The 21,087-nt window shown below is 71.5% G+C and carries 22 protein-coding genes; 13 read left to right on the forward strand and 9 right to left on the reverse strand.

The genetic code is table 11. The features are described from left to right. Nucleotides 1-6 precede the first annotated feature (6 nt). From K6U06_RS11310 to K6U06_RS11320, 3 genes are read left to right on the forward strand one after another with little or no spacing between them, the layout of a single operon-like run. The gene (locus K6U06_RS11310) at nt 7-777 is read left to right on the forward strand and encodes an SDR family NAD(P)-dependent oxidoreductase (protein WP_262322039.1); all 771 of its coding nucleotides are present in this window, start codon (nt 7-9) and stop codon (nt 775-777) included. Then, nucleotides 770-1,615: a FadR/GntR family transcriptional regulator gene (locus K6U06_RS11315; RefSeq protein WP_262322040.1), complete on the forward strand. Its 846-nt coding sequence runs from the start codon at nt 770-772 to the stop codon at nt 1,613-1,615. Before K6U06_RS11310 ends, K6U06_RS11315 begins: the two co-directional genes overlap by 8 nt. Beyond that, nucleotides 1,612-2,721 carry a 3-isopropylmalate dehydrogenase gene (locus K6U06_RS11320; RefSeq protein WP_262322041.1) on the forward strand — a complete coding sequence of 370 codons (1,110 nt, stop codon included), beginning with the start codon at nt 1,612-1,614 and terminating at the stop codon, nt 2,719-2,721. The genes K6U06_RS11315 and K6U06_RS11320 overlap by 4 nt, the downstream gene beginning before the upstream one ends. A 26-nt stretch (nt 2,722-2,747) precedes the next feature. Here the strand turns inward: K6U06_RS11320 and K6U06_RS11325 are convergent, their stop codons facing one another. Continuing rightward, a complete protein-coding gene (locus K6U06_RS11325) occupies nt 2,748-4,115 on the reverse strand; it encodes an aspartate aminotransferase family protein (RefSeq protein ID WP_410051035.1) in 1,368 nt (455 codons plus the stop codon). Between the two features lie 13 nt (nt 4,116-4,128). After that, complete coding sequence (locus K6U06_RS11330; RefSeq protein WP_262322043.1) at nt 4,129-5,619, reverse strand: CoA-acylating methylmalonate-semialdehyde dehydrogenase; 1,491 nt, start codon at nt 5,617-5,619, stop codon at nt 4,129-4,131. Between the two features lie 48 nt (nt 5,620-5,667). On the opposite strand from K6U06_RS11330, the gene K6U06_RS11335 reads away from it, so the two are divergent. Beyond that, on the forward strand, nt 5,668-7,017 hold the full coding sequence (locus K6U06_RS11335; RefSeq protein ID WP_262322044.1) for a PLP-dependent aminotransferase family protein: 1,350 nt from the start codon (nt 5,668-5,670) through the stop codon (nt 7,015-7,017). 4 nt (nt 7,018-7,021) lie between these two features. On the opposite strand, the gene K6U06_RS11340 is transcribed toward K6U06_RS11335, so the two are convergent. Continuing rightward, nucleotides 7,022-7,300, reverse strand: a complete 279-nt coding sequence (locus K6U06_RS11340) for a hypothetical protein (protein ID WP_262322045.1) — start codon at nt 7,298-7,300, stop codon at nt 7,022-7,024. Nucleotides 7,301-7,462: 162 nt separating this feature from the next. Here K6U06_RS11340 and K6U06_RS11345 point away from each other — a divergent pair, with 162 nt between their 5' ends. The 4 genes from K6U06_RS11345 (at nt 7,463) to K6U06_RS11360 (ending at nt 10,260) form a co-directional block, all read left to right on the forward strand. Beyond that, nucleotides 7,463-8,443, forward strand: coding sequence for an alpha-ketoacid dehydrogenase subunit beta (locus K6U06_RS11345; protein ID WP_262322046.1), 981 nt, complete (start codon nt 7,463-7,465; stop codon nt 8,441-8,443). Continuing rightward, the gene (locus K6U06_RS11350; protein WP_262322047.1) at nt 8,428-9,489 is read left to right on the forward strand and encodes a thiamine pyrophosphate-dependent dehydrogenase E1 component subunit alpha; all 1,062 of its coding nucleotides are present in this window, start codon (nt 8,428-8,430) and stop codon (nt 9,487-9,489) included. The genes K6U06_RS11345 and K6U06_RS11350 overlap by 16 nt, the downstream gene beginning before the upstream one ends. A 79-nt stretch (nt 9,490-9,568) precedes the next feature. Beyond that, nucleotides 9,569-10,048 carry an Lrp/AsnC family transcriptional regulator gene (locus K6U06_RS11355; protein WP_262322048.1) on the forward strand — a complete coding sequence of 160 codons (480 nt, stop codon included), beginning with the start codon at nt 9,569-9,571 and terminating at the stop codon, nt 10,046-10,048. A gap of 80 nt (nt 10,049-10,128) precedes the next feature. Next, nucleotides 10,129-10,260: a hypothetical protein gene (locus tag K6U06_RS11360; RefSeq protein ID WP_262322049.1), complete on the forward strand. Its 132-nt coding sequence runs from the start codon at nt 10,129-10,131 to the stop codon at nt 10,258-10,260. A 3-nt stretch (nt 10,261-10,263) separates the two neighbouring features. Here the strand turns inward: K6U06_RS11360 and K6U06_RS11365 are convergent, their stop codons facing one another. The 3 genes from K6U06_RS11365 to K6U06_RS11375 are packed head-to-tail and all read right to left on the reverse strand — an operon-like array spanning nt 10,264 to nt 13,111. Continuing rightward, nucleotides 10,264-11,394 carry a glutamate--cysteine ligase gene (locus K6U06_RS11365; protein WP_262322050.1) on the reverse strand — a complete coding sequence of 377 codons (1,131 nt, stop codon included), beginning with the start codon at nt 11,392-11,394 and terminating at the stop codon, nt 10,264-10,266. Between the two features lie 44 nt (nt 11,395-11,438). Further along, on the reverse strand, nt 11,439-11,900 hold the full coding sequence (locus K6U06_RS11370) for a hypothetical protein (RefSeq protein ID WP_262322051.1): 462 nt from the start codon (nt 11,898-11,900) through the stop codon (nt 11,439-11,441). Continuing rightward, nucleotides 11,897-13,111 (reverse strand): molybdopterin-dependent oxidoreductase, encoded by a 1,215-nt coding sequence (locus K6U06_RS11375; RefSeq protein ID WP_262322052.1) that lies wholly within the window; start codon nt 13,109-13,111, stop codon nt 11,897-11,899. The genes K6U06_RS11370 and K6U06_RS11375 overlap by 4 nt, the downstream gene beginning before the upstream one ends. A gap of 77 nt (nt 13,112-13,188) precedes the next feature. Here K6U06_RS11375 and K6U06_RS11380 point away from each other — a divergent pair, with 77 nt between their 5' ends. Genes K6U06_RS11380 through K6U06_RS11395 form a run of 4 tightly spaced genes read left to right on the forward strand, consistent with a single transcriptional unit; the run spans nt 13,189 to nt 16,720 of the window. Next, on the forward strand, nt 13,189-13,935 hold the full coding sequence (locus tag K6U06_RS11380; protein WP_262322053.1) for a response regulator transcription factor: 747 nt from the start codon (nt 13,189-13,191) through the stop codon (nt 13,933-13,935). After that, nucleotides 13,932-15,194, forward strand: coding sequence for a sensor histidine kinase (locus K6U06_RS11385; RefSeq protein WP_262322054.1), 1,263 nt, complete (start codon nt 13,932-13,934; stop codon nt 15,192-15,194). Before K6U06_RS11380 ends, K6U06_RS11385 begins: the two co-directional genes overlap by 4 nt. Nucleotides 15,195-15,251: 57 nt before the next feature. Beyond that, a complete protein-coding gene (locus K6U06_RS11390) occupies nt 15,252-15,449 on the forward strand; it encodes a ferredoxin (RefSeq protein ID WP_262322055.1) in 198 nt (65 codons plus the stop codon). A 50-nt stretch (nt 15,450-15,499) separates the two neighbouring features. Beyond that, complete coding sequence (locus K6U06_RS11395; RefSeq protein WP_262322056.1) at nt 15,500-16,720, forward strand: cytochrome P450; 1,221 nt, start codon at nt 15,500-15,502, stop codon at nt 16,718-16,720. 44 nt (nt 16,721-16,764) lie between these two features. Here K6U06_RS11395 and K6U06_RS11400 read toward each other — a convergent pair whose 3' ends face one another. Continuing rightward, the gene (locus tag K6U06_RS11400; protein ID WP_262322057.1) at nt 16,765-17,418 is read right to left on the reverse strand and encodes a hypothetical protein; all 654 of its coding nucleotides are present in this window, start codon (nt 17,416-17,418) and stop codon (nt 16,765-16,767) included. A 96-nt stretch (nt 17,419-17,514) separates the two neighbouring features. Between K6U06_RS11400 and K6U06_RS11405 the strand changes: the two genes are divergently transcribed. Further along, nucleotides 17,515-19,131: an aldehyde dehydrogenase family protein gene (locus K6U06_RS11405; RefSeq protein ID WP_262322058.1), complete on the forward strand. Its 1,617-nt coding sequence runs from the start codon at nt 17,515-17,517 to the stop codon at nt 19,129-19,131. Nucleotides 19,132-19,308: 177 nt separating this feature from the next. Here K6U06_RS11405 and K6U06_RS11410 read toward each other — a convergent pair whose 3' ends face one another. Continuing rightward, a complete protein-coding gene (locus K6U06_RS11410) occupies nt 19,309-20,502 on the reverse strand; it encodes an MFS transporter (protein ID WP_262322059.1) in 1,194 nt (397 codons plus the stop codon). After that, nucleotides 20,499-21,026, reverse strand: a complete 528-nt coding sequence (locus K6U06_RS11415; RefSeq protein WP_262322060.1) for a Chromate resistance protein ChrB — start codon at nt 21,024-21,026, stop codon at nt 20,499-20,501. Before K6U06_RS11415 ends, K6U06_RS11410 begins: the two co-directional genes overlap by 4 nt. Between the last annotated feature and the right edge of the window lie 61 nt (nt 21,027-21,087).

The following is a 21,087-nucleotide window of genomic DNA, read 5'->3' on the forward strand; positions in this document are numbered from 1 at the left end:
GCGCCGATGTCCGACGTCAGCTTCAACCTCGAAGGAAAGACCGCGCTGGTCATCGGTGCCGCCAGCGGGATCGGCCAGGAGGCGGCCGGGGCTCTAGCCTCCCACGGGGCGCGGGTGGTATTCGCCGACCGCAATCTCGACGGTGCGGACGCCGCCGCTCGCGCCGCGGGCGCCGGCCACTCGGCGGTCCACCTCGATGTTCTCGACGACAGCAGCATCGCTTCGGCCGCGGCCCGCCTACCGGTGCCCGACGTGTTGGTGTTCACCGCCGCCACCAACGTCAGAAAGCGGATCCTCGACTACGACCTGGCCGAATTCGATCGGGTCGTAGCCCTCAACCTTCGTGCCTCTTTCAACATCATCCGTTCCTTCGGCGGCCCGATGTGCGAGCGCGGCAGCGGCAGCATCATCGGCTTCGGGTCGATCCGGGCAGTGACTGTCGAGCCCGGCCAAGCGGTGTACGCCGCGACCAAGGCAGGTCTGGTGCAACTGGCGCGGACAGCCGCCGCCGAGTTCGGGCCCGACGGGGTGAGGGTCAACGTCGTCAGCCCGGGAGTTGTCGACACGCCGCTCACTTCGCAGATCCGCAGCGACCCCGACTGGTACGGCGCGTACGCTGCCAAGACTGCTCTGGGCCGCTGGGCCCGGGCCGAGGAACTGGCCGGAGCGGTGGTCTACCTGGCATCCGACGCGTCCAGTTACGTGACCGGCTCGGTCCTCACCGTCGACGGCGGGTGGACCGCCATCGACGGTCGCTACGATCCGCCGAATGGCTGACGCTCCCTCCGCCGGAGGCCGTTCGGCCCCACGACTGCCCGAGGGCAGGTCGATGTTCGCCCCGGCGCGCCCGGTGCGGGCCTATGAACGCGTCGTCGAGCAGATCGAGGCGGCCATCCTCGACGGGAAGCTCCTGCCCGATCAGCGCCTTCCCTCCGAGCGGGAGCTGGTCAAGGAGTTCGCGGTCAGCCGCTCGACGCTGCGCGAGGCGTTGCGGGTGCTGCAAAGCCGCGGTTTCATCCAGTCCCGGGCCGGCGATCCCCAAGGAGCCGTCGTCCAGCACTTCTCGACCGACTCGTTGCGCGGCTCGATGGCGGCCCTCGCCCGGGTCGAGCACCTGACCCTTCTTGAGCTCCTGCAGTTCCGGGTGATGGTCGAGGCGTGGACCTGCCGGCTGGCAGCGGCGGGGCGCAGCGACGAGCAGCTGGAGGAGATGGACCGGGAGATGGCCGCCATGCGGGCCCACATAGGAGGGGATTCGGAGGCCTTCGCCGAGGCCGACCTGGCCTTCCACGCCGCCCTGGCCAGGGCCGCCGGCAACAAGCTGCTCGAGATCTCGGGGTCGGTCGTCCACGACGTGGTCCTCACGCTCGTCTCCTCCAAGATCACCGCGTCGCGCAACCGTCGCAAGCAGATGCAGGAGAGCTGCGAACGCCACGCCAGGGTGCTGAGCGCCATTCGCGAGGGTGATCCGGCCGAGGCGGCGAGGATCAGTTACCAAAACATCGTCGACTACTACTCGGTGTATCTGGTGGCCGCCGATCGGCAGCGCCTGGTGGACATGGGCGCTGCGTTCGGTGCGGACCCCGCCGCGGCGGCGGGGAGCGTCGGGTCGTGACGGCCCGAGCGGGCCAGGGCGCGGCCACCGACGAGCCGCGCTCCTACGACATTGCCGTCATCCCAGGCGACGGTATCGGGCCGGAGGTGACCGCGGAGGCGATGAAGGTCCTGGAGGCCGTGGCGGTGATGTCACCGATGGAGTTTCGCTTCGACGAGCTCCCCCTGGGTGCCGACTTCTATCTTCGCCACGGCGAGGCGCTACCCGATTCGATGGAAGCGCGGATCGGGCGCGCCGACGCGATCTTCTTGGGTGCGGTGGGCGATCCGGCGGTCCCTCCGGGGGTCCTCGAGCGGGGCTTGATCCTCCGGCTCCGGCGCAGCTTCGACCAGTACGTCAACTACCGGCCGGCGAAGCTGTACCCGGGGGTCCCGAGTGTCGTCACGACGGTGACTCCCCAGACCTGCGACATGGTGGTCCTCCGAGAGAACACCGAAGGGCTCTATGTGGGATCCGGGGCCTACCTAAACCGTGGCGGGCCGGGTGCGGTAGCCACCCAGAACTCGGTCAGCACCGGCTACGCCACCGAGCGGATCATGCGCCACGGGTTCGACCTGGCCGAGACCCGACGTCGGCGTGTCGCCGTGGTCCACAAGACCAACATCCTCGTGCATGCCGGCCAGCTGTGGCTGGACGTGCTGGAGCGGGTCCGTGGCGAGCATCCCGACGTCGCAGTGGACTACGTCCACGTGGACGCGATGTGCCAGCACCTTCTCCTCGACCCCGGCCGCTTCGACGTGATCGTGACCGAGAACCTCTTCGGTGACATCATCTCCGACCTCACCGCCACCCTTCAGGGAGGGCTGGCGGTGGCCGCCAGCGCCAACTTGAACCCCGCCCGGAGCGCTCCCAGCATGTTCGAGCCGGTGCACGGGTCCGCGCCTGACATCGCCGGGCGGGGCTGGGCCAACCCGGCGGCGGCGATCCTCAGCGCGGCCCTGATGCTCGTCCACCTCGGCGAGGTGGACGCAGGCGGCCGGGTGGAACGCGCCGTCGCCGAGGTGCTGCCCACCCTGAGCGCCCTGGCGGGCCCCGGCATGGGCGGCTCGACGGCCGATATCGGAGACGCGGTCGCGGCCCGGCTGGTGAGCCCGCCGCCGGCATGAGCGACGCCGGCGGCGGGCCGGTCTCGTCAGGCCTCTGAGGTGTAGCGATCGGCTACGGCGAGTGCCTGGTCGAGGATCTCCAGACCGGATCTGACCTCGCCCTCGGTGATCGGGCAGGGCGGCACCACGTGGGTCCGGTTGAAGTGGGTGAACGGCCATAGCCCCATCTGCTTGCATGCCGCGGCGAACTCGGCCATCGGCGCCGCCGCCGCGCCGGTCGCGTTGAACGGCACCAACGGTTCGCGAGTGGTGCGGTCCTTGACCAGCTCGAGCGCCCAGAACACGCCCAGGCCTCGGACCTCGCCGACAGATGGGTGCGTCTCGGCGAGGGAGGCGAGCGCGGGGCCGATCACGTCGCGTCCGAGGTCGCGGGCGTGGTCGACGATGCCTTCGTCGCGCATGACGGTGATCGATGCGAGCGCGGACGCGCAGGCAAGCGGATGCCCCGAGTAGGTGAGCCCTCCGGGGTATGGCCGCTCGGCGAAGCTGGCGGCGACGCGCTCGGAGAGGACGACCCCCCCGAGGGGGACATAACCGGAGTTGACCCCCTTGGCGAAGGTGATCAAGTCCGGGACGACGCCCCATCGGTCGACGGCGAACCACTCGCCGCAGCGGCCGAATCCGGCCATGACCTCGTCGGCGATCATGACGATGCCGAACTCGTCACAGAGCTCCCGGACACCGGCGAGGTAGCCGTCGGGGGGGACGAGGATGCCATTGGTGCCGACGACGGTCTCCAGGATCACCGCGGCGACGGTGTGCGGTCCCTCGACGGCGATGATGTCTCGGAGGTGGCTGAGCGCGCGCTCCGCCTCCTCCGCCTCGCTCTGGGCGTGGAACGCCGAGCGGTACAGGTACGGTCCCCAGTACCGGACCACACCGGGCATCCCCGGCTCGGAGGCCCAGCGCCGCGGGTCGCCGGTCAGGGCGATGGCTCCAGCGGTGGCGCCATGGTAGCTGCGGTAGGCGGCGAGGACCTTGTGGCGGCCGGTGTGCAACCGGGCCATGCGGACGGCGTTCTCGTTGGCCTCGGCTCCGCCGTTGGTGAAGAACACCCGGTTGAGATCCCCCGGCGCGACCTCCGCGATGAGCCCGGCGGCCTCGCTGCGCACGTCGTTGGCGAAGGCGGGCTGGACGGTGCAGAGTCGCTGCGCCTGCTCGACGATCGCGGCAACGACCTTCGGGTGCTGGTAGCCGATGTTGATGTTGACCAGCTGCGAGGAGAAGTCCAAGAACCGGTTGCCCTGGTAATCGGTGAAGTACGAGCCGCTCGCCGACGCGATCGGCAAGGGGTCGATGAGGGCCTGCGCCGACCACGAGTGGAACACGTGGTCCCGGTCGAGGCGTCGGACGGTCGCCTCGTCGAGCGCGCTTTTGGTGGAGGACGTGTCGATCTGGGTCACGGCTCTACCTGGTCTGGGGGAAGCCGAGGTCCACGACAGACGTGGCGGGGTCCGGCCAGCGGGAGGTGACCACCTTGCCGCGGGTGTAGAAGTTGATCCCTTCCGGCCCGTACATGTGGCTGTCGCCGAACAGCGACGCCTTCCACCCGCCGAAGGAGTAGTAGGCCACCGGCACCGGGATCGCGACGTTGATGCCGACCATCCCTACCTCCACCTCGTTTTGGAAGCGGCGCGCCGCGCCGCCGTCCCGGGTGAAGATCGCAGTGCCGTTGGCGTACGGATTGGAGTTGATGAGCTCGAGCGCTTCGCCGAAAGTGTCGCGGCGCACCACCGAAAGCACCGGCCCGAAGATCTCGTCGGCGTAGACGCTGGCGTCGGCCTCGACGTGGTCGAGGAGGGTGGCCCCGAGGAAGAAGCCGCTCGTCGGGAGCTCCCCGTGGCGGCCGTCGACGACGACGGTCGCCCCTGACTCCGACCCGCGGTCGATGTAGCCAGCGACGCGGTCGCGGTGTTCCGCGGTGATCAGCGGGCCCATGTCGGTGTCGGGACTGGAACCGGGCCCGACCCTCAGCTTCGGAAGGCGTGAGGCGATGGCGTCCACCAGGCGGTCGCCGATCCCGCCTACCGCCACCACTACCGAGATGGCCATGCACCGCTCGCCGGCCGCCCCGTAGCCCGCTGATACCGCCGCGTCGGCGGCGAGGTCCACGTCGGCGTCGGGCAGAACCACCATGTGGTTCTTGGCCCCGCCGAGGGCCTGAACCCGCTTCCCTGCGGCCGTCGCCGTCTCGTAGATGGACTTGGCGATCGGGGTAGAGCCGACGAAACTGACGGCGGCGATGTCATCGTGGGCGAGAAGCGCATCGACGGCCACCTTGTCGCCCTGCAACACGGTGAAGACGCCGTCGGGCAGACCGGCCTCCTTCCACATCTCCGCCAGGAGCAGCGACGCCGAGGGGTCCTTCTCACTGGGTTTGAGCACGAAGGCGTTGCCGCAGGCGATGGCGTTGGCGCACATCCACAACGGCACCATCACCGGGAAGTTGAACGGCGTGATGCCCGCGACCACACCGAGTGGCTGTCGGAGGGAATAGGTGTCCACCCCGGTGGACACCTGCTCGGAGTAGGAGCCCTTCACCAGGTGAGGGACGCCGGTGGCGAACTCGACGTTCTCCAGTCCCCGGGCGACCTCGCCGGCGGCATCGGAGAGCACCTTGCCGTGCTCGGCGGTGATCACCATGGCCAGCTCGTCCTGGCGGGCGTGGAGGATCTCGCGGAAGTTGAACATGACCGCGGCGCGCTGCGAGAGGGAACTGCGGGCCCAGTCCTGGGCGGCGGCCCGTGCCGTTGAGACCGCCTCGTCGACCTCGCGCTGGTCCGCCAAGGCGACCGATCCGGTCTTCTCTCCGGTGGCGGGGTCGTACACGGCGGAGGACCGACCTGAGGTCCCCTCGACCAGTCGGCCAGCGACCCAGTGATGTATCTGTTTGCTCACACCGCCGAACCTACGTGTGAGTCGGCGGGCACACAATAGTATCTTTGTGTGGTTACAAACGCAGGAGCGGTGATCGGTGAGCGCCTGGTCGAGCGGACCAGCCGGGGCCTGGCGCAAGCCGTCCACGACGCGGTGGCCGACGGCACGCTGAGCGAGGGAATGAGGCTCCCGCCGATCCGCTCGCTGGCCTTGCAACTGGGGCTTTCTCCCAGCACGGTCAGCGCGGCGTGGGAACAGCTGTCGCAGGCGCGCGCGATCCGCACCGACGGGCGGCGGGGTACGACGATCGCTCCGTTGCGGGTGATCGGCCCGGCCCGCTATCGGCGGGCGCTGGAGCGCAGCGCCTCTTTCGCGCTGGACCTATCTACCGGCGTCCCCGACGCGTCGCTCCTCCCCGACCTCACCGACGCACTGAGGGGGCTCCATCACACGTGGACCCCCGGCAACTACCTGGTCCGGCCGGTGATCGACGACCTCGAGGAGGTGCTGCGCCGCGACTGGCCGTATGCGCCGGAGGGGATGACGATCGTCGACGGCGCGATGGACGCCCTCGATCAGGTGTCATCGCTGCTGCTTCGTCCCGGCGGCACCGTCGTGGTCGAGCATCCCAGCTTCCCGCCGCTGCTCGACCTCCTCGACGCCCTCGGCGTCCGCACCATCGGTGTCGATGTCGATGAGCGAGGGATGCTCCCCGGCCCGCTCGCAGCGGCGATGAGATCCAACCCCGAGGCCGTCTTCCTCCAGCCGAGGGCGCAGAACCCCACCGGGGCCTCTATGGATCCCGACCGGGCCGAGCAACTCGCCGACGTGCTCCGCGCCGGCGCGGCGATGGTCGTCGAGGACGACTCGGCGGGCGCGGTGTCTTCCTGGCCGCCGGTAAGTCTGGCGCGCTGGCTGCCCGAACGGACCGTCCACGTCCGCAGCTTCTCCAAGTCCCACGGTCCTGACCTCCGGCTCGCGGCGGTCAGCGGACCGGAGGCCGTAATCGGCAGGTTGATGGAGCGACGACTGCTGGGGCAGGGCTGGACCAGCTGGCTGCTACAAACGGTGCTGCTCGACCTGCTCACGAGCCGGGCCGCCAGGGCGCAAGTCAAGCGGGCCCGGTACACCTACGCCCGCCGCCGCGAGAGCATCGTCAAGGAGCTGGAACGCCTCGACATCCCGGTCGCGGCACCCGACGGGCTGAACCTGTGGCTCCCGGTTCGCGACGAACCGGCCGCCCTCTTGCACCTGGCCACCAACGGCGTCGGCGCGGCAGCCGGCAGCCCGTTCGCCACCCGGCAGAACCACGCTCCCCATCTCCGGGTGACCGTAGGCCTGGTAACCGGCGACGCCAGGCCGGTGGCCGAACTTCTGGCCCAAGCAGCGCGGGCCGCCCCGTGGTCGGGGCCCCGGTAGATCCTCAGTGACTCCGCATGGCGACGCGCTCGGTGCTCAGCACGCCGACGGTTCGCTGCACGAAGGTCATCACCTGGTCGACCACCTCCCCAGGACCGCTCACCTCCACGACCAGAAGCCCGAAGACACCGGCGCGAGGCGGCTCGTACGCCAGCCGCTCGTAGGGGAGGCGCCGTACCCGCAGCACCCCGAGCAGACGCTCGAGAGGGTCCTGAGCCCCGCCGTGGATGCGAATCTCGAGGCGCCACTGCGCGGCGCCGGCGGTGTCCGGCTCGTCCGGCATCAGCGCCTGCGTCCGGTGTGATACTTGACACATGGCATGCCGCTGCACTGTACTGCCATGCATATGGTTGGTGCTAGGGCGGAGCTGACGGACGTTCATCCAACTTATGGCCCGGTTGAGGTCACGTCTGGCTGGTTCGAGCAGCCCGGTGCGCGGTCCGAAGTGAGGGAGGGCGGCGTCACCTATCTCGATGCGGTCACCGCAGCGCTGGAAGACGAGATGACTCTCGACGAGCGGGTCGTGCTCATCGGGGAGGACATCGGGGTCATGGGCGGCGCGTTCCGGGCCACTCGCGGACTGTTCGACCGCTTCGGCGCCGAGCGGGTGATCGACACACCGATCTCGGAGACCGCCATCGTGGGCGGCGCCATCGGAATGGCCATCGCTGGGCTGCGCCCCGTCGCCGAGCTGCAGTTCGCCGATTTCATCTCCTGTGCCTACGACCAGATCGTTACCGAGGCAGCGAAGCTGCATTACCGATTCGGGGTCCCGGTCCCACTCGTCATCCGAGCTCCCTCCGGCGGCGGGGTGGGCGCTGGCCCGTTCCATTCGCAGAACCCAGAAGGGATCTTCGCCCACGTCCCAGGGCTCAAGGTGGTCTGCCCCTGGTCGGTGCAAGACGCATACCATCTCCTGCGCGCCGCGATACGCGACCCCAATCCGGTGTTGTTCTTCGAGCACAAGGCGCTGTACCGATCGCAGCGGGGCGATCTCACCCGGTCGCAACCCGCCCAGCCGCTCGGCCGAGCCGCCGTCAGGCGTTCCGGTGGGGACGTCACGCTCTTGAGCTATGGGGGGCTCGTCGGTCGTTGCTTGGAGGTGGCTGACCTCCTGCACGCGGAGGGCGCTTCGGTCGAGGTCATCGACCTTCGCACGGTGTACCCCCTCGACATCGAGACGATCCTGGCGTCGGTCACCAAGACCTCCCGTCTTGTCGTCGTCCACGAGGACACCTTGAGCTCCGGTATCGGTGCGGAGGTCGCCGCTCGGGTGGCAGAGCACGCCTTTCACTGTCTCGATGCCCCGATACGAAGGATCACCGCGCCAGACACCCCGGTGCCGTTCGCGCTTCCCCTGGAAACCGCCTTCATCCCATCGGCGTCGCGCATAGCGGAGGGAGTACGCGCGTGCCTGACCTACTGAACCCGCCGCCGGGCGCCGAGCCCGACCGCGGCGGCCAAGTAACCCGCGGCCCGGCCACCCCTGAGTCCCTCACGGTGATGCGGTCCCTGCTTCGGTGGATGGTGCTCAGTCGGGCCGTGGAGGACCGCCTCCGCACCATGTACCAGCAATCACGCCTGCGGGGACGGCTCATCTCCGGGCGGGGACAGGAGGCCACCGCCGTCGGTGCGGCATACGCCCTGGGGGCCCTCGACGTCGTGGCGCCGGTGCATCGCGACCTAGGCGTCCACCTGGTGCGCGGCACGCCGGTCCTGGATGTCGTCCGCCACTACCTGGGCCGCGCCGCGGGCCCCTCGGGCGGCCGGGACGGGGACATCCACATGGGGGAATGGCATCGCGGCGTCTTCCCGATGGTCTCGCACCTACCTGACTCCTGGCCGGTCATGGCGGGCGTGGGACTCGCCTTCAAGCTGCGCGGCGAGTCGCGCGTCGCTATGGCCCTGTGCGGGGACGGAGCGACATCGGTTGGCACGTGGCACGAGGCGGTCAACTTCGCAGCCGTGTTCGAGACGCCCACCGTGTTCGTGGTGGAGAACAACCAGTACGCCTACTCCACACCGACCTCCCGCCAGTACAGAGTCGAGCATCTCGCCGAGCGCGCTTCGGCCTACGGGATCCCCGGTGTCCGCGTTGACGGCAATGACGCCGTCGCGGTCTACCGGGCCTGCCTGGCCGCGGTCGAGTCCGCCCGCTCAGGCGGCGGTCCGACCCTGATCGAGACCGAGACGTTCCGCGTCGACGGTCACGCCATCCATGACGACGCCAGGTACGTGCCGGAGGAGTTACGGCTGGCATGGCAGGCGCGGGACCCCATCGACCGCCTCGCGGAGGCCTTCTGTCGCCACGGAGGGACCGCTGCCGAAGTGCAGACGATGAAGAGGGAAGCAGCCGCCGAGGTACGAGCCGCCGTGGCCCAAGCCGAGACCGAACCCCTCCCGGATCCGGTGACACTTACCGACGGGGTGTATGCGCCGGCCCTGGAACAACATGCCCAAACACAGCGCTAGGCCAGAGGGTCCGCCGCCCGCGGGAGCCGTGGACCCGCCCCAGCCGCGCGCCGTCACCCGCAGGGATGTCGTGCGTTCGGTGGGGCCCTCCCCCCTCGACGAGGTTGACCTGCGAATCCTGGGCCTGCTCACCCGCGACGCCAGGCTCTCGGTTCGGGCCATCGGCCGTGACCTGGGCAAGTCGCCGGGGGCGATCTCGGAACGCATCGATCGCATGGAACGAGCCGGGGTGATCCGCGGGTACCACGCTGAGATCGACCCTGCAGCGATCGGATACGGGACCGAGGTGTTCGTCGGCCTGCGCACCGACCAGGGGCCATACCTCGAAGACGCCATCGCCCAGCTCTCCACCGTGCCCGAGGTAGCGTCCATCCACGTGGTCACCGGCCAGTGGGACGTCATCGTCGGACTGCGGGTGCGGGATCATCAACATCTCCGTGACCTGGTGCTGTCGCAGGTGTGGAAGGTCTCCGGCTTCTTGCACAGCGAGACGCTTCTCGTGCTGGAGAGCCATGCCGGGCCACCGGACTGGTTCGCCAAGGTCGCCGCCCTCGAATAGCCGGAGGCCCGGTGCTCGTCGGGGCCGCTTCCACCTCCGCAACAGCGAACCGTGACGGTCATCCCAGCAGGAGGGGCGAGATGCGGCTCGCCGAGATGGACAAGACCCGCCCGGTCATCGTGCTCGCCCGCAACCCGGTAGGCCGCTACCTCGACGCTGTGCTGGTCGCCCCGGCTGTCACCGAGGCGGCAGCTCGTCGAGAGATCACGTGACTCTCAGGCAGACCCGGCGGTCTCCGCGGCGAGGAGGGCGACGACGTCGGCGAACGACTCCCGCTCGGCGTACGCCCGGCGCTGACGGTCCGCGCTGTTGCCGTCGGTGAGGATCCGATCGACTCCGTTCTCCGCGCGGTCCCGGTCACCGCTGGCGTCGAGGGCCGGGCCGCACCAGTCGAGCAGCTCGCCGACCACCTCCCGGGCGGGGGCCAGGCGGCCGTTTCGGGGGCTGATCAGCTCCCCGTTCAGGCCGTGGCGGGCGGCGCCGCGCACTGCGGCCTCCAGCACCTCGGTGCGCAGGTCCGCGGTCTTCGACGGCGGCGTGCAGGCCGGGTCCAGCGCGGCGCGCACCACCGCCCGGGCGAGAGAGGCGACGGTGAGCCCGTCGTCGAGGCGGGGGCAGGCGTCCGCGACGCGCAGCTCGACGGTGGGGAAGCGGACCGATGGGCGCAGATCCCAGTAAAGGTTGGTCCCGTCGTCGACCGCGCCGGCGGCGACGAGCGCGTCGACGAGAGCGGCGAAGTCGGCCCAGTCGGTCATGGCGTGAGGGACCCCGGTCTGGGGCCAGCGGCGAAAGACCGGCGTGCGGAAGCTGGCGAACCCGGTGTCGCGGCCTTCCCAGTACGGGGAGCTGGCGCTCAACGCCAGGAGCGGGCCGAGCCACCCGCGGGTCGCGTTGAGGGCCCGGATGCGGTCGTCGGGGTCGGGGACCCCGACGTGGACGTGGAGCCCGCAGATGACCGTCTCGAGTGCGACTTGGGCCATCGCCCGCTCCAGGTCGTGGTAGCGGGTCTTGTCGGTGACCTCCTGATCCGCCCACCGGGCGGTCGGGTGCGACCCGACCGCGACCAAGTGGCAGTCCACGGTTCCCGCCGCGGCGCCGACCTGCTCGCGGAGGCGGATCAGGTGGGTGGCGGCGTCCTCGATGGTGGCGCAGACTGGGGTCGCCACCTCGACCTGGCTGCGGAGCAGCTCGGGGTCGATGTCCTCTCCGAACACGGAGCGTACGACCCGCCGGACGGTCGCGCTGTCTTGGCGCAGATCGCCGGCGCCCCGGTCGACGAGCAGATACTCCTCTTCGACGCCGAGGCGCCAGGCGTCGTCGTCGCTGGGGGCGGCTGGCGAAGGCATCGGGCCAGTCTCGCCGATCGGCGGCCCGGCGCGGCGAAGCGGGCTCAGCTCGGGCGGGACCTCCGGCGTAGCAGCCAGCCGCCCACCGCGGCCACGACCACCGCGACCACCACGGCCGCGGCCACCGCGCCCAGGTTGGCGGTGTAGTTGTAGGGGAGCGACGTCGGGTTGTGGTTGACCCGGGCGTAGTCGCGCACCTCCGGCCAGGAGAACAGGGCCAGGCAGCCGACGACGATCAGCCCGGCTTGTACGTGGGCCCGGGCCCGGGCCGGGACCAGGCGGGCGACCGCGTAGCCGGCGCCGAGGACCAGCGGGGCGAACACCACGTCGTGGAGGATGACCCCGCCGACGAAGAACTTGGCCCAGTTGGCGGGCCGGGTGTCGATGTGGTGGGCGAACAACCCGCGCACCCCCCAGGCGATGCCGGCGCCGCCGATCAGCGCAGTGACCCAAAACAGCGGTCCCCGGCGGGTGACCTCGGGCGGCGACGGGACGTCGGGGGTCATACGACCTCCACCCGGGTGACCCACTTGGTCTGGTTGACGCCTGGACGGTCGGGGCCGATCAGGCGCAGCGGGTAGCCGTGGTCCAAGCTGAGCAGCCGCCCGTCGAGATGGGTGGCCAAGAGGGTGTCGGGGTCGTGGGCCTGGATGTGGTTGACGAACGACACCGAGTAGATCGAGTGGGCCTCGAGGGAGTGGACCCGCACCGCGGCGTCGCCGGGGGCGCCGGCCCGGGCCAGGAGGTCGCGCAGGCGCACACCGGACCACCGGGCCGAGTAGCTCCACCCTTCGACGCAGGCGATCGGCAGCTCCGCCGACTCGGTCGGCAAAGCTCGCAGCTCGGCGAGGCTCAAGGTGAACGGCCGGGCCACCCGGCCGCTGACCGCCAGCTGGTAGGACGCTGCGGTCGCGGCGGTGATGACGCCGGCGTTGCGGGCGCTGCGGTTGATCGGCTGGGCGGCCGGTTTGCGGGGGGCCAGCACCGCGAAGCGCCGCAGCAGCGGCCAGGTCTGGCCGACGGTGACGAAGGTGAGCACCCCGGAGGCGGCCGCGACGGTGCCGAGGAACCCCCGCCGGCTGAGCCCGGCGTGGCTGCCCTCCGCGGAGGCGCCGAGGGCCGGGTCGATCTCGGAGAGCGCCGGACGGCGGGGTCGCCGCCGCAGCGACCGGCGGGTCACGAACCACTTGGACCCGAGGTGGGCGACGATCGCCCCCTCCGCGACCCACGCCACCCAGAAGTGGGTGACGGTGAAGGAGAACCGCCACGGGTACCACTGGGCGATGTTGGCGACGCCGCTGAACACCTGGAACACGCCGCCGCCGATGAGCGCCAGGACCTCGACGCGCTCGACGACGTCGCTGACCCTCCGGAACGGCGGGAAGGTCAACACCCGAGGCCAGATCGTCCACAGCTTGGCCAGGAGCACCGGGACCGACGCGATGCCCGCCGCGACGTGGACGCCCTGGGTGACCCGGTACAGGCCGGCGGGGCGGGCCGGCACCGGCAGCCAGGAGACGGGATGCTGCTGGATGTGGGAGAAAAGGCCGGTCACGAAGCAGATCGTGAACAGCACCGCGAGCGACGCCCCGAGCCAGGCGGCGACGCGCGGGTCGCGCAGCGCGCTGGAGAACCGCTTCTGTCGCAGCGGCAGGTCCGGGTCGGTCGTGACCCGCTCGACGAGGTCCTCGAGTGGTCTGGGGATCAGGGTGCTCATCGCAGTTCCTTTGTACCGACTGGGGTCCTCCACGTGACGCCCAGAGTCCTCACTATTCGGTGAACAGACGCTGGTGGATGACCGAGACGGCGCAGAAGGACGATCATGGTGCCGTGCTCGACACCTCTCCTGCCTCGCGCGTGCTAATCGTCGAGGACGACCCCAACGTCGGCGACGTGGTCAGCCGCTACCTCGAGCGGGAGGGCTACCGGGTCGAGGTGGTCGCCGACGGCGCCGTCGGTCTGCAGCGGGCCCTGGCCGAGCCCCCCGACTTGGTGGTGCTCGACGTGATGCTCCCGTCGATGGACGGCCTGGAGGTGTGCCGCCGGCTGCGGCAGGTCCACCAGGTGCCGGTGATCCTCCTCACCGCGAGGGGCGGAGAGAACGACCGGGTGGCCGGGCTGGAGCTGGGCGCCGACGACTACGTCGCCAAGCCGTTCTCGCCCCGCGAGCTGACCGCCAGGGTCAAGGCGGTGCTGCGCCGCAGCGCGCCGGGTTCGGCCGGCTCGGCGTCGGGGCCGCCGGTCGATGTTCTCTCCGCCGGGGACCTGGAGGTCAACGTCCGCACCCACGAGGTGCGCCGGGGCGGCGAGCTGGTGGCGGTTACCGCCAAGGAGTTCGAGCTTTTGGCGCATCTCATGGCCCATCCCCGCACCGCGTTCCGCCGCCAGCAGCTGCTCGAAGACGTCTGGGGCTTCACCTACGGCGACACGTCGACGGTGACGGTGCACGTGCGCCGCCTGCGGGAGAAGATCGAGACGGACCCTTCCGCGCCGCGCCACGTGTGCACGGTGTGGGGCGTCGGCTACCGGTTCGAGCCTTGACCCGGGCCCGGTCCTGGTGGCCGCCGGCCGCGGTCGCCGCGGCCGGCGCGGCGGGCACCGCCATCGCCGCGTCGGCGTCGGGCATCGCGCCGCACTCGGCGTTGCGTCTCGTCGAGGAAGCGGTCGCCGCGTCCGCGTTCACCGGAGGCGTGGCCTGGCTGGTGCTGCGAGGGTTGCGTCGCGCCGCGATCGGCGCGCAGCTGGCGGTGGCCACCTTGGCCCCGGTCGTCGCGGTGGCCCTGGCCGTGTGGTGGGCCTCGTCGAACATGTTCCTCATGAGCCACGACGTGTCGGTGCTGATCGTCGTGCTGGTGGTGTCGGGCACCGCCGGGCTGGTGGCGGCGCTGCTCCTCGGGCGGCGGGTGGCCGGCGCGACGCGGACCATCGAAGCAATGGCCCGCCGCATCGGTGACGAGGCGGCGGGGGCTCCCGCCTCGCCCCGCGACCCGAGGGCGATGCGCGCCCCGGGGGAGCTGGGCGACCTGGCAGCCGAGCTGCACGCCACCGCGGCCCGCCTCAGCGCGGCCCGGGTCGAGTCGGAGGCGCTGGAGCGCAGCCGCCGGGAGCTGGTGGCGTGGGTGTCGCACGACCTGCGCACCCCTCTGGCCGGCATCCGGGCGATGGCCGAGGCCCTCGAGGACGGCATCGTCGACGACGACACCACCGTCGCCCGCTACCACCGGGTGATGCGACAGGAGACCGAACGCTTGACCGGCCTGGTGGACGACCTCTTCGAGCTGTCGCGGATCCAAAGCGGGGTCCTCGACCTGCACGTGCAGCCCGTCGCCCTCGACGAGCTGCTCACCGAGGCCACCGCGGGCGCCGCCATCGCCGCTTCGAACAAAGGCGTGGAGCTGACCGGCCCGGCACGCGACCGCTCGCCGGTAGTGGACGTGTCGACCGCGGAGATGTCGCGGGTGGTGCGCAACCTCCTCGACAACGCGATCCGCCACACCCCGCAGGGAGGGCGGGTGGAGGTCGGCGTCGGCGGCGACGCCGCCCGGCCCAGCTTGTGGGTGCAAGACGGCTGCGGCGGGATCCCGGCGGCCGTCGCGGCGCGGATGTTCGAGCCGGCCTACCGCGGCGACGAGGCCCGCACGCCCGGCGACGGGCGCGCCGGGCTCGGCCTGGCCGTGGCCAAGGGCCTGGTCGAGGCTCACGGCGGGACGATCCAGGTGACCAACCACGGGCCGGGGTGCCGTTTCGTGGTGACCCTCCCGCCCGCCGGTGCCCCCTCGCCGGCGGCTACGCTCCGCTAACCGCCGGCCGCGAGGCCCCAGGCCGTCGCCGCCGGCACCGCTGAGCAGGGGGAAGCCATGCAGGTGCACGTCGATCGAGAACGCTGCCAGGGCCACAGCCGCTGCTACGACCTGGCCCCGGAGATCTTCGATGTCGACGATCTCGGGAACGCCTTCGAGCTCGGCGACGGGACCGTGCCCCCCGAGCTGCACGACAAGGCTCGCCTGGCGCAGACCAACTGCCCCGAACACGCCATCGAGATCCGGGAGGACTGACCAATGCTCACCGCCGGGCCAGGGGAGACGCGACGAGAGGGGAGCGGGCGATGACCGCCACCGAACCGGGACGCGTCGGCGACTTCGCGACCGATTTCGATCACACCGACCCGGCGTGGGTCCACGACCCCTACCCGATCTGGGAGGACCTCCGGGGTCGCTGCCCCGTCGCCCACACCGACCGCTACGGCGGGGCGTGGCTGCCGGTCACCCACGAGGGGGTGGCCGCGGTGGCCTACGACACCGAGCACTTCACGTCCCGTTCGGTGGTGATCAGCAACGTGAAGCCCGGCCCGCTCGACCTGCCGGCGCCGATCGGCCTGGCCCCGCCGATCACCTCCGACCCGCCTTTCCACGCGATGGCCCGCCGGCTGCTTCTCCCGGCGTTCTCACCCAAGGCGATCGCGGCGCTCGAGCCGATGACCCGCCAGCTGTGCCGGGACCTGCTCGACGCGACCGAAGGGCGCGACGAGCTCGACGCGGCGACCGACTACGCCCAGCACATCCCGCTGAAGGTGATCATCGGGATGCTCGGCTTCCCCCAGGAGGACGCCGACATCTTCCGGCGGTTCATTCACATGGTGCTCGAGAGCGTCAACGCCACCGCCGAGGAGCGCCTGGCCCAGATCGAAAACGGCGAGATCGACGCCTACATCAACGCCCAGATCGACGACCACCTGGCCCACCCCCGCGACGACTTGACCAGCTTCTTGCTCTCCGCCGAGCTCGACGGCGCCAAACTGGCGCCCGAGCACGTCCGGGGGACGATGGTGCTGCTCATGATCGCCGGTATCGACACCACCTGGTCCGCGATCGGCTCGTCGATCTGGCACCTCGGCCTGCACCCGGAGGACCGCCGGCGCCTGGCGGGCGAGCCGGAGCTGCTCCCCACCGCGATGGAAGAGTTCCTCCGGGCTTACGCGCCTGTGACCATGGCCCGCATGGTCGCCAAAGACGTCGAGCTGGAAGGCCGGACCCTTCACGAAGGCGACTGGCTCTTGCTGCCTTTCCCGGCGGCCAACCGGGATCCGGCGGTGTTCCCCGACGCCGACCGGGTGGTCATCGACCGGGCCGACAACCGCCACGCCGCTTTCGGGCTGGGCATCCACCGCTGCCTCGGGTCGAACCTGGCCCGGATGGAGCTGCGGGTGGCTCTCAGCGAGTGGATGGCCCGCTACCCAGAGTTCGAGGTCAGCGACCCCGACGCGGTGACCTGGTCGGCCGGCCAGGTCCGCGGCCCGCGCCGCATTCCGATCCGTATCCTGCGCTGACCGCTGTCGGCGCGAGGCCCGAAGACGGCCGTCGCCCCGGCCGCTCAGCCGAGACGCCGGCGCAGCTCCCCGTACACGTCGGGGCCGACCAGCGCCTCCAGCTCGGCGGCGAGGGACTCGACGACCGGGCGCTCGCCGGTGTAGGCCAGGTCGCCCTCGGTGCAGCACCAGGCCATGGTCTGCCCCTCGGCGCCCCAGTCCTCCCGTCGCCAGCCGCGGACGGTCGCGACCTCGGTGCCGTCGGCTTGGGGCTCCCAGTCGACCTTGATCGGCAGCTGCCAGCACACCGACGGCTTCCAGGCGACCGGTGACTCCCCGGCGTCGAGCGCAGCCAGGTGCAAGGCGCAGCCCTCCCCGCCGGCGAAACCACGACGGTTGAGGAAGATGCACGCTCCGTTCACCACCCGGGTGTTGGTCCGGGACCCGTCGTTGAACACCCCGTGGGCGGCGGCCTCCTCGTGGTGCTCGAAGCGGGCCGGGTCGAGGGTGGCGCCGAGAGCGGCGATGTTCATGGCCTCCTCGACGTCGCCCAGCTCCGCTCCGACCGAGCAGCACCCCAGGTGGGAGTCGGGATCCGGGCTGGCTTCGATGCCGAGACAGCCCCGACCCCAGATGCAGTTCCAGTTCGACGCCAGAAAGGCCCGGTCGAAGCGCCACCGGGTCGGACCGTCGGCGATGTCCTCGGTAGGGCCGGTCACCAATGGCAGGCTACCCGGGTCGGCAGCGGCGCCCGCCGCGGGTGACCGGCGCCGGTCGAGTCGGCCGCCGGCGCCGGTAGGTGATCGAATGGCCCGGTGCCGTCGCCCGTCCCCGCCTCGCCGACCGATCCCCCCGCCCCGACCGGTCCTGCCATCCCGACCGGTCCTGCCATCCCGGCCGAACCTGCCATCCCGGCCGAACCTGCCATCCCGGCCGGTTCCGTCCCAGGCGACGGCGACGCCCGGGCGGCCGATCTGCGCCGGCACCTCGACGCGCAGCGCTTCGCGTTCGTCCGCGACGGGCCGCCGCCGGTCGCGGTGCGCGTCGGGCGCATCGACCGCCTGATCGAAGCGGCCGTCTCCAGCGCCGACGACCTGGTGGCCGCGCTGTCCGCGGACTTCGGTCACCGCTCGCCGGTCCAGTCGCTCATGACCGACGTGATCGGACCGCTGCCGACCATCAAGCACACCCGAGCCCACGTGGCGCGCTGGATGCGCCCGACGCGCCACCCCGCCGGGCCCTTGGCCCCGCTGGTCGGGCGGGCCACCGTCCGGCGCGACCCGCTCGGGGTGGTCGGGATCATCAGCCCGTGGAACTTCCCTGTCACCCTGGCCGCGGCCCCCGCCGCTCAGGCGCTGGCCGCCGGGAACCGGGTCATGCTCAAGCTCTCCGAGGTCGTGCCCCGCACCTCCGAGGTCCTGCGCGCCGCGCTGGAGGCCCGATTCGACCCCGAGGAGCTGGCGGTGGTGACCGGCGACGCCGAGGCGGGAGCGGCGTTCAGCCGGCTGCCCTTCGACCATCTGCTCTTCACCGGGTCCGGCGCGGTCGGGCGCCAGGTGCAGGGCGCGGCGGCCGCCAACCTGGTGCCCGTCACCCTGGAGCTGGGCGGGAAGTGCCCAGTCGTGGTCGGCCACGGCGCCGACCTCGGGCGCATGGCCCGGCGGGTCATGACCCAAAAGCTCCTCAACGCCGGGCAGCTGTGCCTGGCGCCCGACCACCTCTACGCCCCCGACGGGGACCTCGCGGCGGTGGTCGACGCACTGCGGGCCGCGGCCGCGGCCATGTACCCCACCCTCGGACGCAACCCGGACTACACCGCGGTCGTCACCGACGCCCACCGCCGGAGGCTCCTCGCTCACGTGGAGGACGCCCGGCGCAAGGGCGCCGCGATCATCGAGGTGAACCAGGCCGGCGAGGACCTCGACGCCGGCCCGGCCCGGAAGGTGGCGCCGACGATCATCGTCGGCGCCACTGCGGAGATGACCGTCATGCAGGAGGAGATCTTCGGTCCGCTGCTCCCGGTCATCGGCTACCGCAGCATCACCGGCGCGGTGGCGGCCATCGCGGCGCGACCCCACCCTTTGGCCCTGTATTTCTTCGGCCCCGACCGCAGCGAGGCGGACGCGGTCATCGACGGGACCCGCAGCGGGGGAGTCACCATCGACGACGTGGTGGTCCACTACATGGTCGAGGGTGTCCCTTTCGGGGGTGTCGGCGCCAGCGGCATGGGCGCCTACCACGGCCGGGCCGGCTTCGAGACCTTCACCCACGCCCGAACCGTCGTGCGCAACCGGTCCCGCTGGTCCCCCAACGACGTGCTCACTCCGCCCTACGGGCCGGCCACCCACCGGCTCATGCGCCTGGCCGTCGCCTGGGAGCGCGCCGCGGTCCGCCGGCGCCTGGCCGGCGCGGCCCGCCGCGGCCGCGACTGATCCCAGCCCGGCCGTACCCGCCGGGGCGGTCGCCCGCCCCGGCGCCTTGGGGCTATTCGAGGGGTCCGGGGTACGCCGCCTCGGCCTCGCCGACCGGACGGTACCGACCTTGTCGCCGGCGACGCTCGCGAGGAGAACGCCCTGTCCAACCGAGGTTGGACACGAGGCGCTCGACGTTCACGTCGCGGGCGCCTCCAGGGGCGCGCCGTGCGGCGGCGTCACCCGCGGCAGGGCAAGCGCCGCGCACGCCACCAGCGCCACCGCGATGGCGGCGAACCCGGCGCCGAGCCCGAAGCTGCCGAACGCTCCCACCAGCGCCGGCCCGCCGGCGTCGCCCAGCTCGCGCCCGACTTCCCCCGCCCCCATCGTCTGACCGAGGCGGTCCGCGGGGGCGGTCGCCGCGAGGCGGACGAAGCCGAGCGGGGTCACAGCGGCCACCCCGGCGCCGATCGCGACCGCGGCCGCGGCCATCGCGACCGGCGACGAGAGCCCGGCGACGAGAGCGAACCCGCCGGCGCAGACCACCAGCCCCCCCGCAGCAAAGGCCGGGTGCGGCTCCCCGCGGTCCAGTCGGCGTCCCGCCCACGGTTGCAGCAGCGCGGCGGAGGCCGACAGGAGCGACACGATGGCCCCGGTGGCGACCGCGTCGAGGTGGTGCCGGTAGCCGAGGACGGGAAGGAAGCCGACCCCGGCCGACAGCGCGGCGGTGCCCGCCCCGAGCAGCAACACCGGCTGAAGGAAAGACGGTTGGCTGACCCGGCGGGCGAACTGACCAACCCCAGAGCGCGCCCGACGGACCGGGGCCATGTCGGGCACCAGCCACACCACCGCGGCGGCGGCAACGAACGCCACCGCGCCTAGGACCGCGAACAGCAGCTGGTAGCCGCCGGCGACCACCAGCGCCCCGCCCAGCACCGGGCCGAGCAGGTGGCCGATTCCCTTGGCGCCTCCGTAACCGCCGAAGAGCCGCCCGGAGCGTTTCTTGCCGCCAAGGGTCGCCACCGCCGCGCCGGCGGCGGGGGAGAAGGCGGCCGCGGCGGCTCCCTGGGCGAGGCGGGCCGCGCCGAGCAGGTTCGCGTCGCCCCCCACGGCGAAGGCCGCCGACGCCACGCCGAACGCGACGAGCCCGCCGACCATCACCTTCTTGGCTCCCCTCCGGTCGACGACCGCGCCGAACACCGGCTTGAGGACGACCTCGGCCGCGTCGTACACGCCGAGGATCAGGCCCAGCTCCAGAAGCGAGTCGTGACGGGCGAGGGCATACGCGCCGAGGTTGGCGGCCACCGCGTGGGCCCCGAAGGCGGTGACGAAACCGGCCCCGTACACCGGGGCGACCTGGCGGCGCCCGGCCGCCGGCGCGGTGGCGCTCACGGCCGGCCGCGAGCCTCGTACACCCGCTCCGCAAAGTCCTCCAGCAGCTCGCTCACCTCCTTGAGCCGCCGCTCACCCCGCCCGGCCGAGGGAGCAGCGAAGATGTCCTTGGTCCGCAGCTCCCGGTACCAGCGCCGGAGCCGGTCGACGTTCTGCTCCTCCTCGTCGAGCTCGGCGAGGGTGAACTTCTCCTTGTCGATCTCGCCGAGCAGCTCGGCTTCGGACTTGTCGCACTCCGAGCAGAACTCCACCCACTCGGCTTCGCGCTCCGCGGTGTAGAGGGATTCCACCGCGGCCAAGGTCTCGTCGGAGGCCGCCACCTCGAAGCACAACGCCTGCCCTCCGGACCGTTTGACCAGCGCCGTCGCCCGCTCCAGTCCTTCGTCGAAGCCGTCCCCCGTCGGGACGGCCCACGTCGCCGACTGCAACGCCACCGCGCCGACCCGGCGAAGCTCCCGCCACACCGCCACCCGATGGCGCGACTGCTCACCCGACAACCGGTACGTGAGGATACGCCATCCCATGTAACGCATGCTACATAGCTGGAGGGTCGCCGGTGCTACGTTGAGGTCACCGTCGGTTCAT

The sequence above is a fragment of the Acidiferrimicrobium sp. IK genome, assembly GCF_025499425.1.
In the GTDB taxonomy this organism is placed as follows: Bacteria; Actinomycetota; Acidimicrobiia; order Acidimicrobiales; family Palsa-688; genus Acidiferrimicrobium.

Bases quoted from the DNA above. Each gene is read 5' to 3' on its own strand.
- K6U06_RS11340 (WP_262322045.1), bottom strand. From the start codon at position 7,300: ATGCCGGACGAGCCGGACACCGCCGGCGCCGCGCAGTGGCGCCTCGAG.
- K6U06_RS11370 (WP_262322051.1), bottom strand. From the start codon at position 11,900: ATGACCCCCGACGTCCCGTCGCCGCCCGAGGTCACCCGCCGGGGACCG.
- K6U06_RS11365 (WP_262322050.1), bottom strand. From the start codon at position 11,394: ATGCCTTCGCCAGCCGCCCCCAGCGACGACGACGCCTGGCGCCTCGGC.
- K6U06_RS11415 (WP_262322060.1), bottom strand. From the start codon at position 21,026: ATGGGATGGCGTATCCTCACGTACCGGTTGTCGGGTGAGCAGTCGCGC.
- K6U06_RS11310 (WP_262322039.1), top strand. From the start codon at position 7: ATGTCCGACGTCAGCTTCAACCTCGAAGGAAAGACCGCGCTGGTCATC.
- K6U06_RS11380 (WP_262322053.1), top strand. From the start codon at position 13,189: ATGACCGAGACGGCGCAGAAGGACGATCATGGTGCCGTGCTCGACACC.
- K6U06_RS11375 (WP_262322052.1), bottom strand. From the start codon at position 13,111: ATGAGCACCCTGATCCCCAGACCACTCGAGGACCTCGTCGAGCGGGTC.
- K6U06_RS11390 (WP_262322055.1), top strand. From the start codon at position 15,252: ATGCAGGTGCACGTCGATCGAGAACGCTGCCAGGGCCACAGCCGCTGC.
- K6U06_RS11360 (WP_262322049.1), top strand. From the start codon at position 10,129: ATGCGGCTCGCCGAGATGGACAAGACCCGCCCGGTCATCGTGCTCGCC.
- K6U06_RS11315 (WP_262322040.1), top strand. From the start codon at position 770: ATGGCTGACGCTCCCTCCGCCGGAGGCCGTTCGGCCCCACGACTGCCC.
- K6U06_RS11395 (WP_262322056.1), top strand. From the start codon at position 15,500: ATGACCGCCACCGAACCGGGACGCGTCGGCGACTTCGCGACCGATTTC.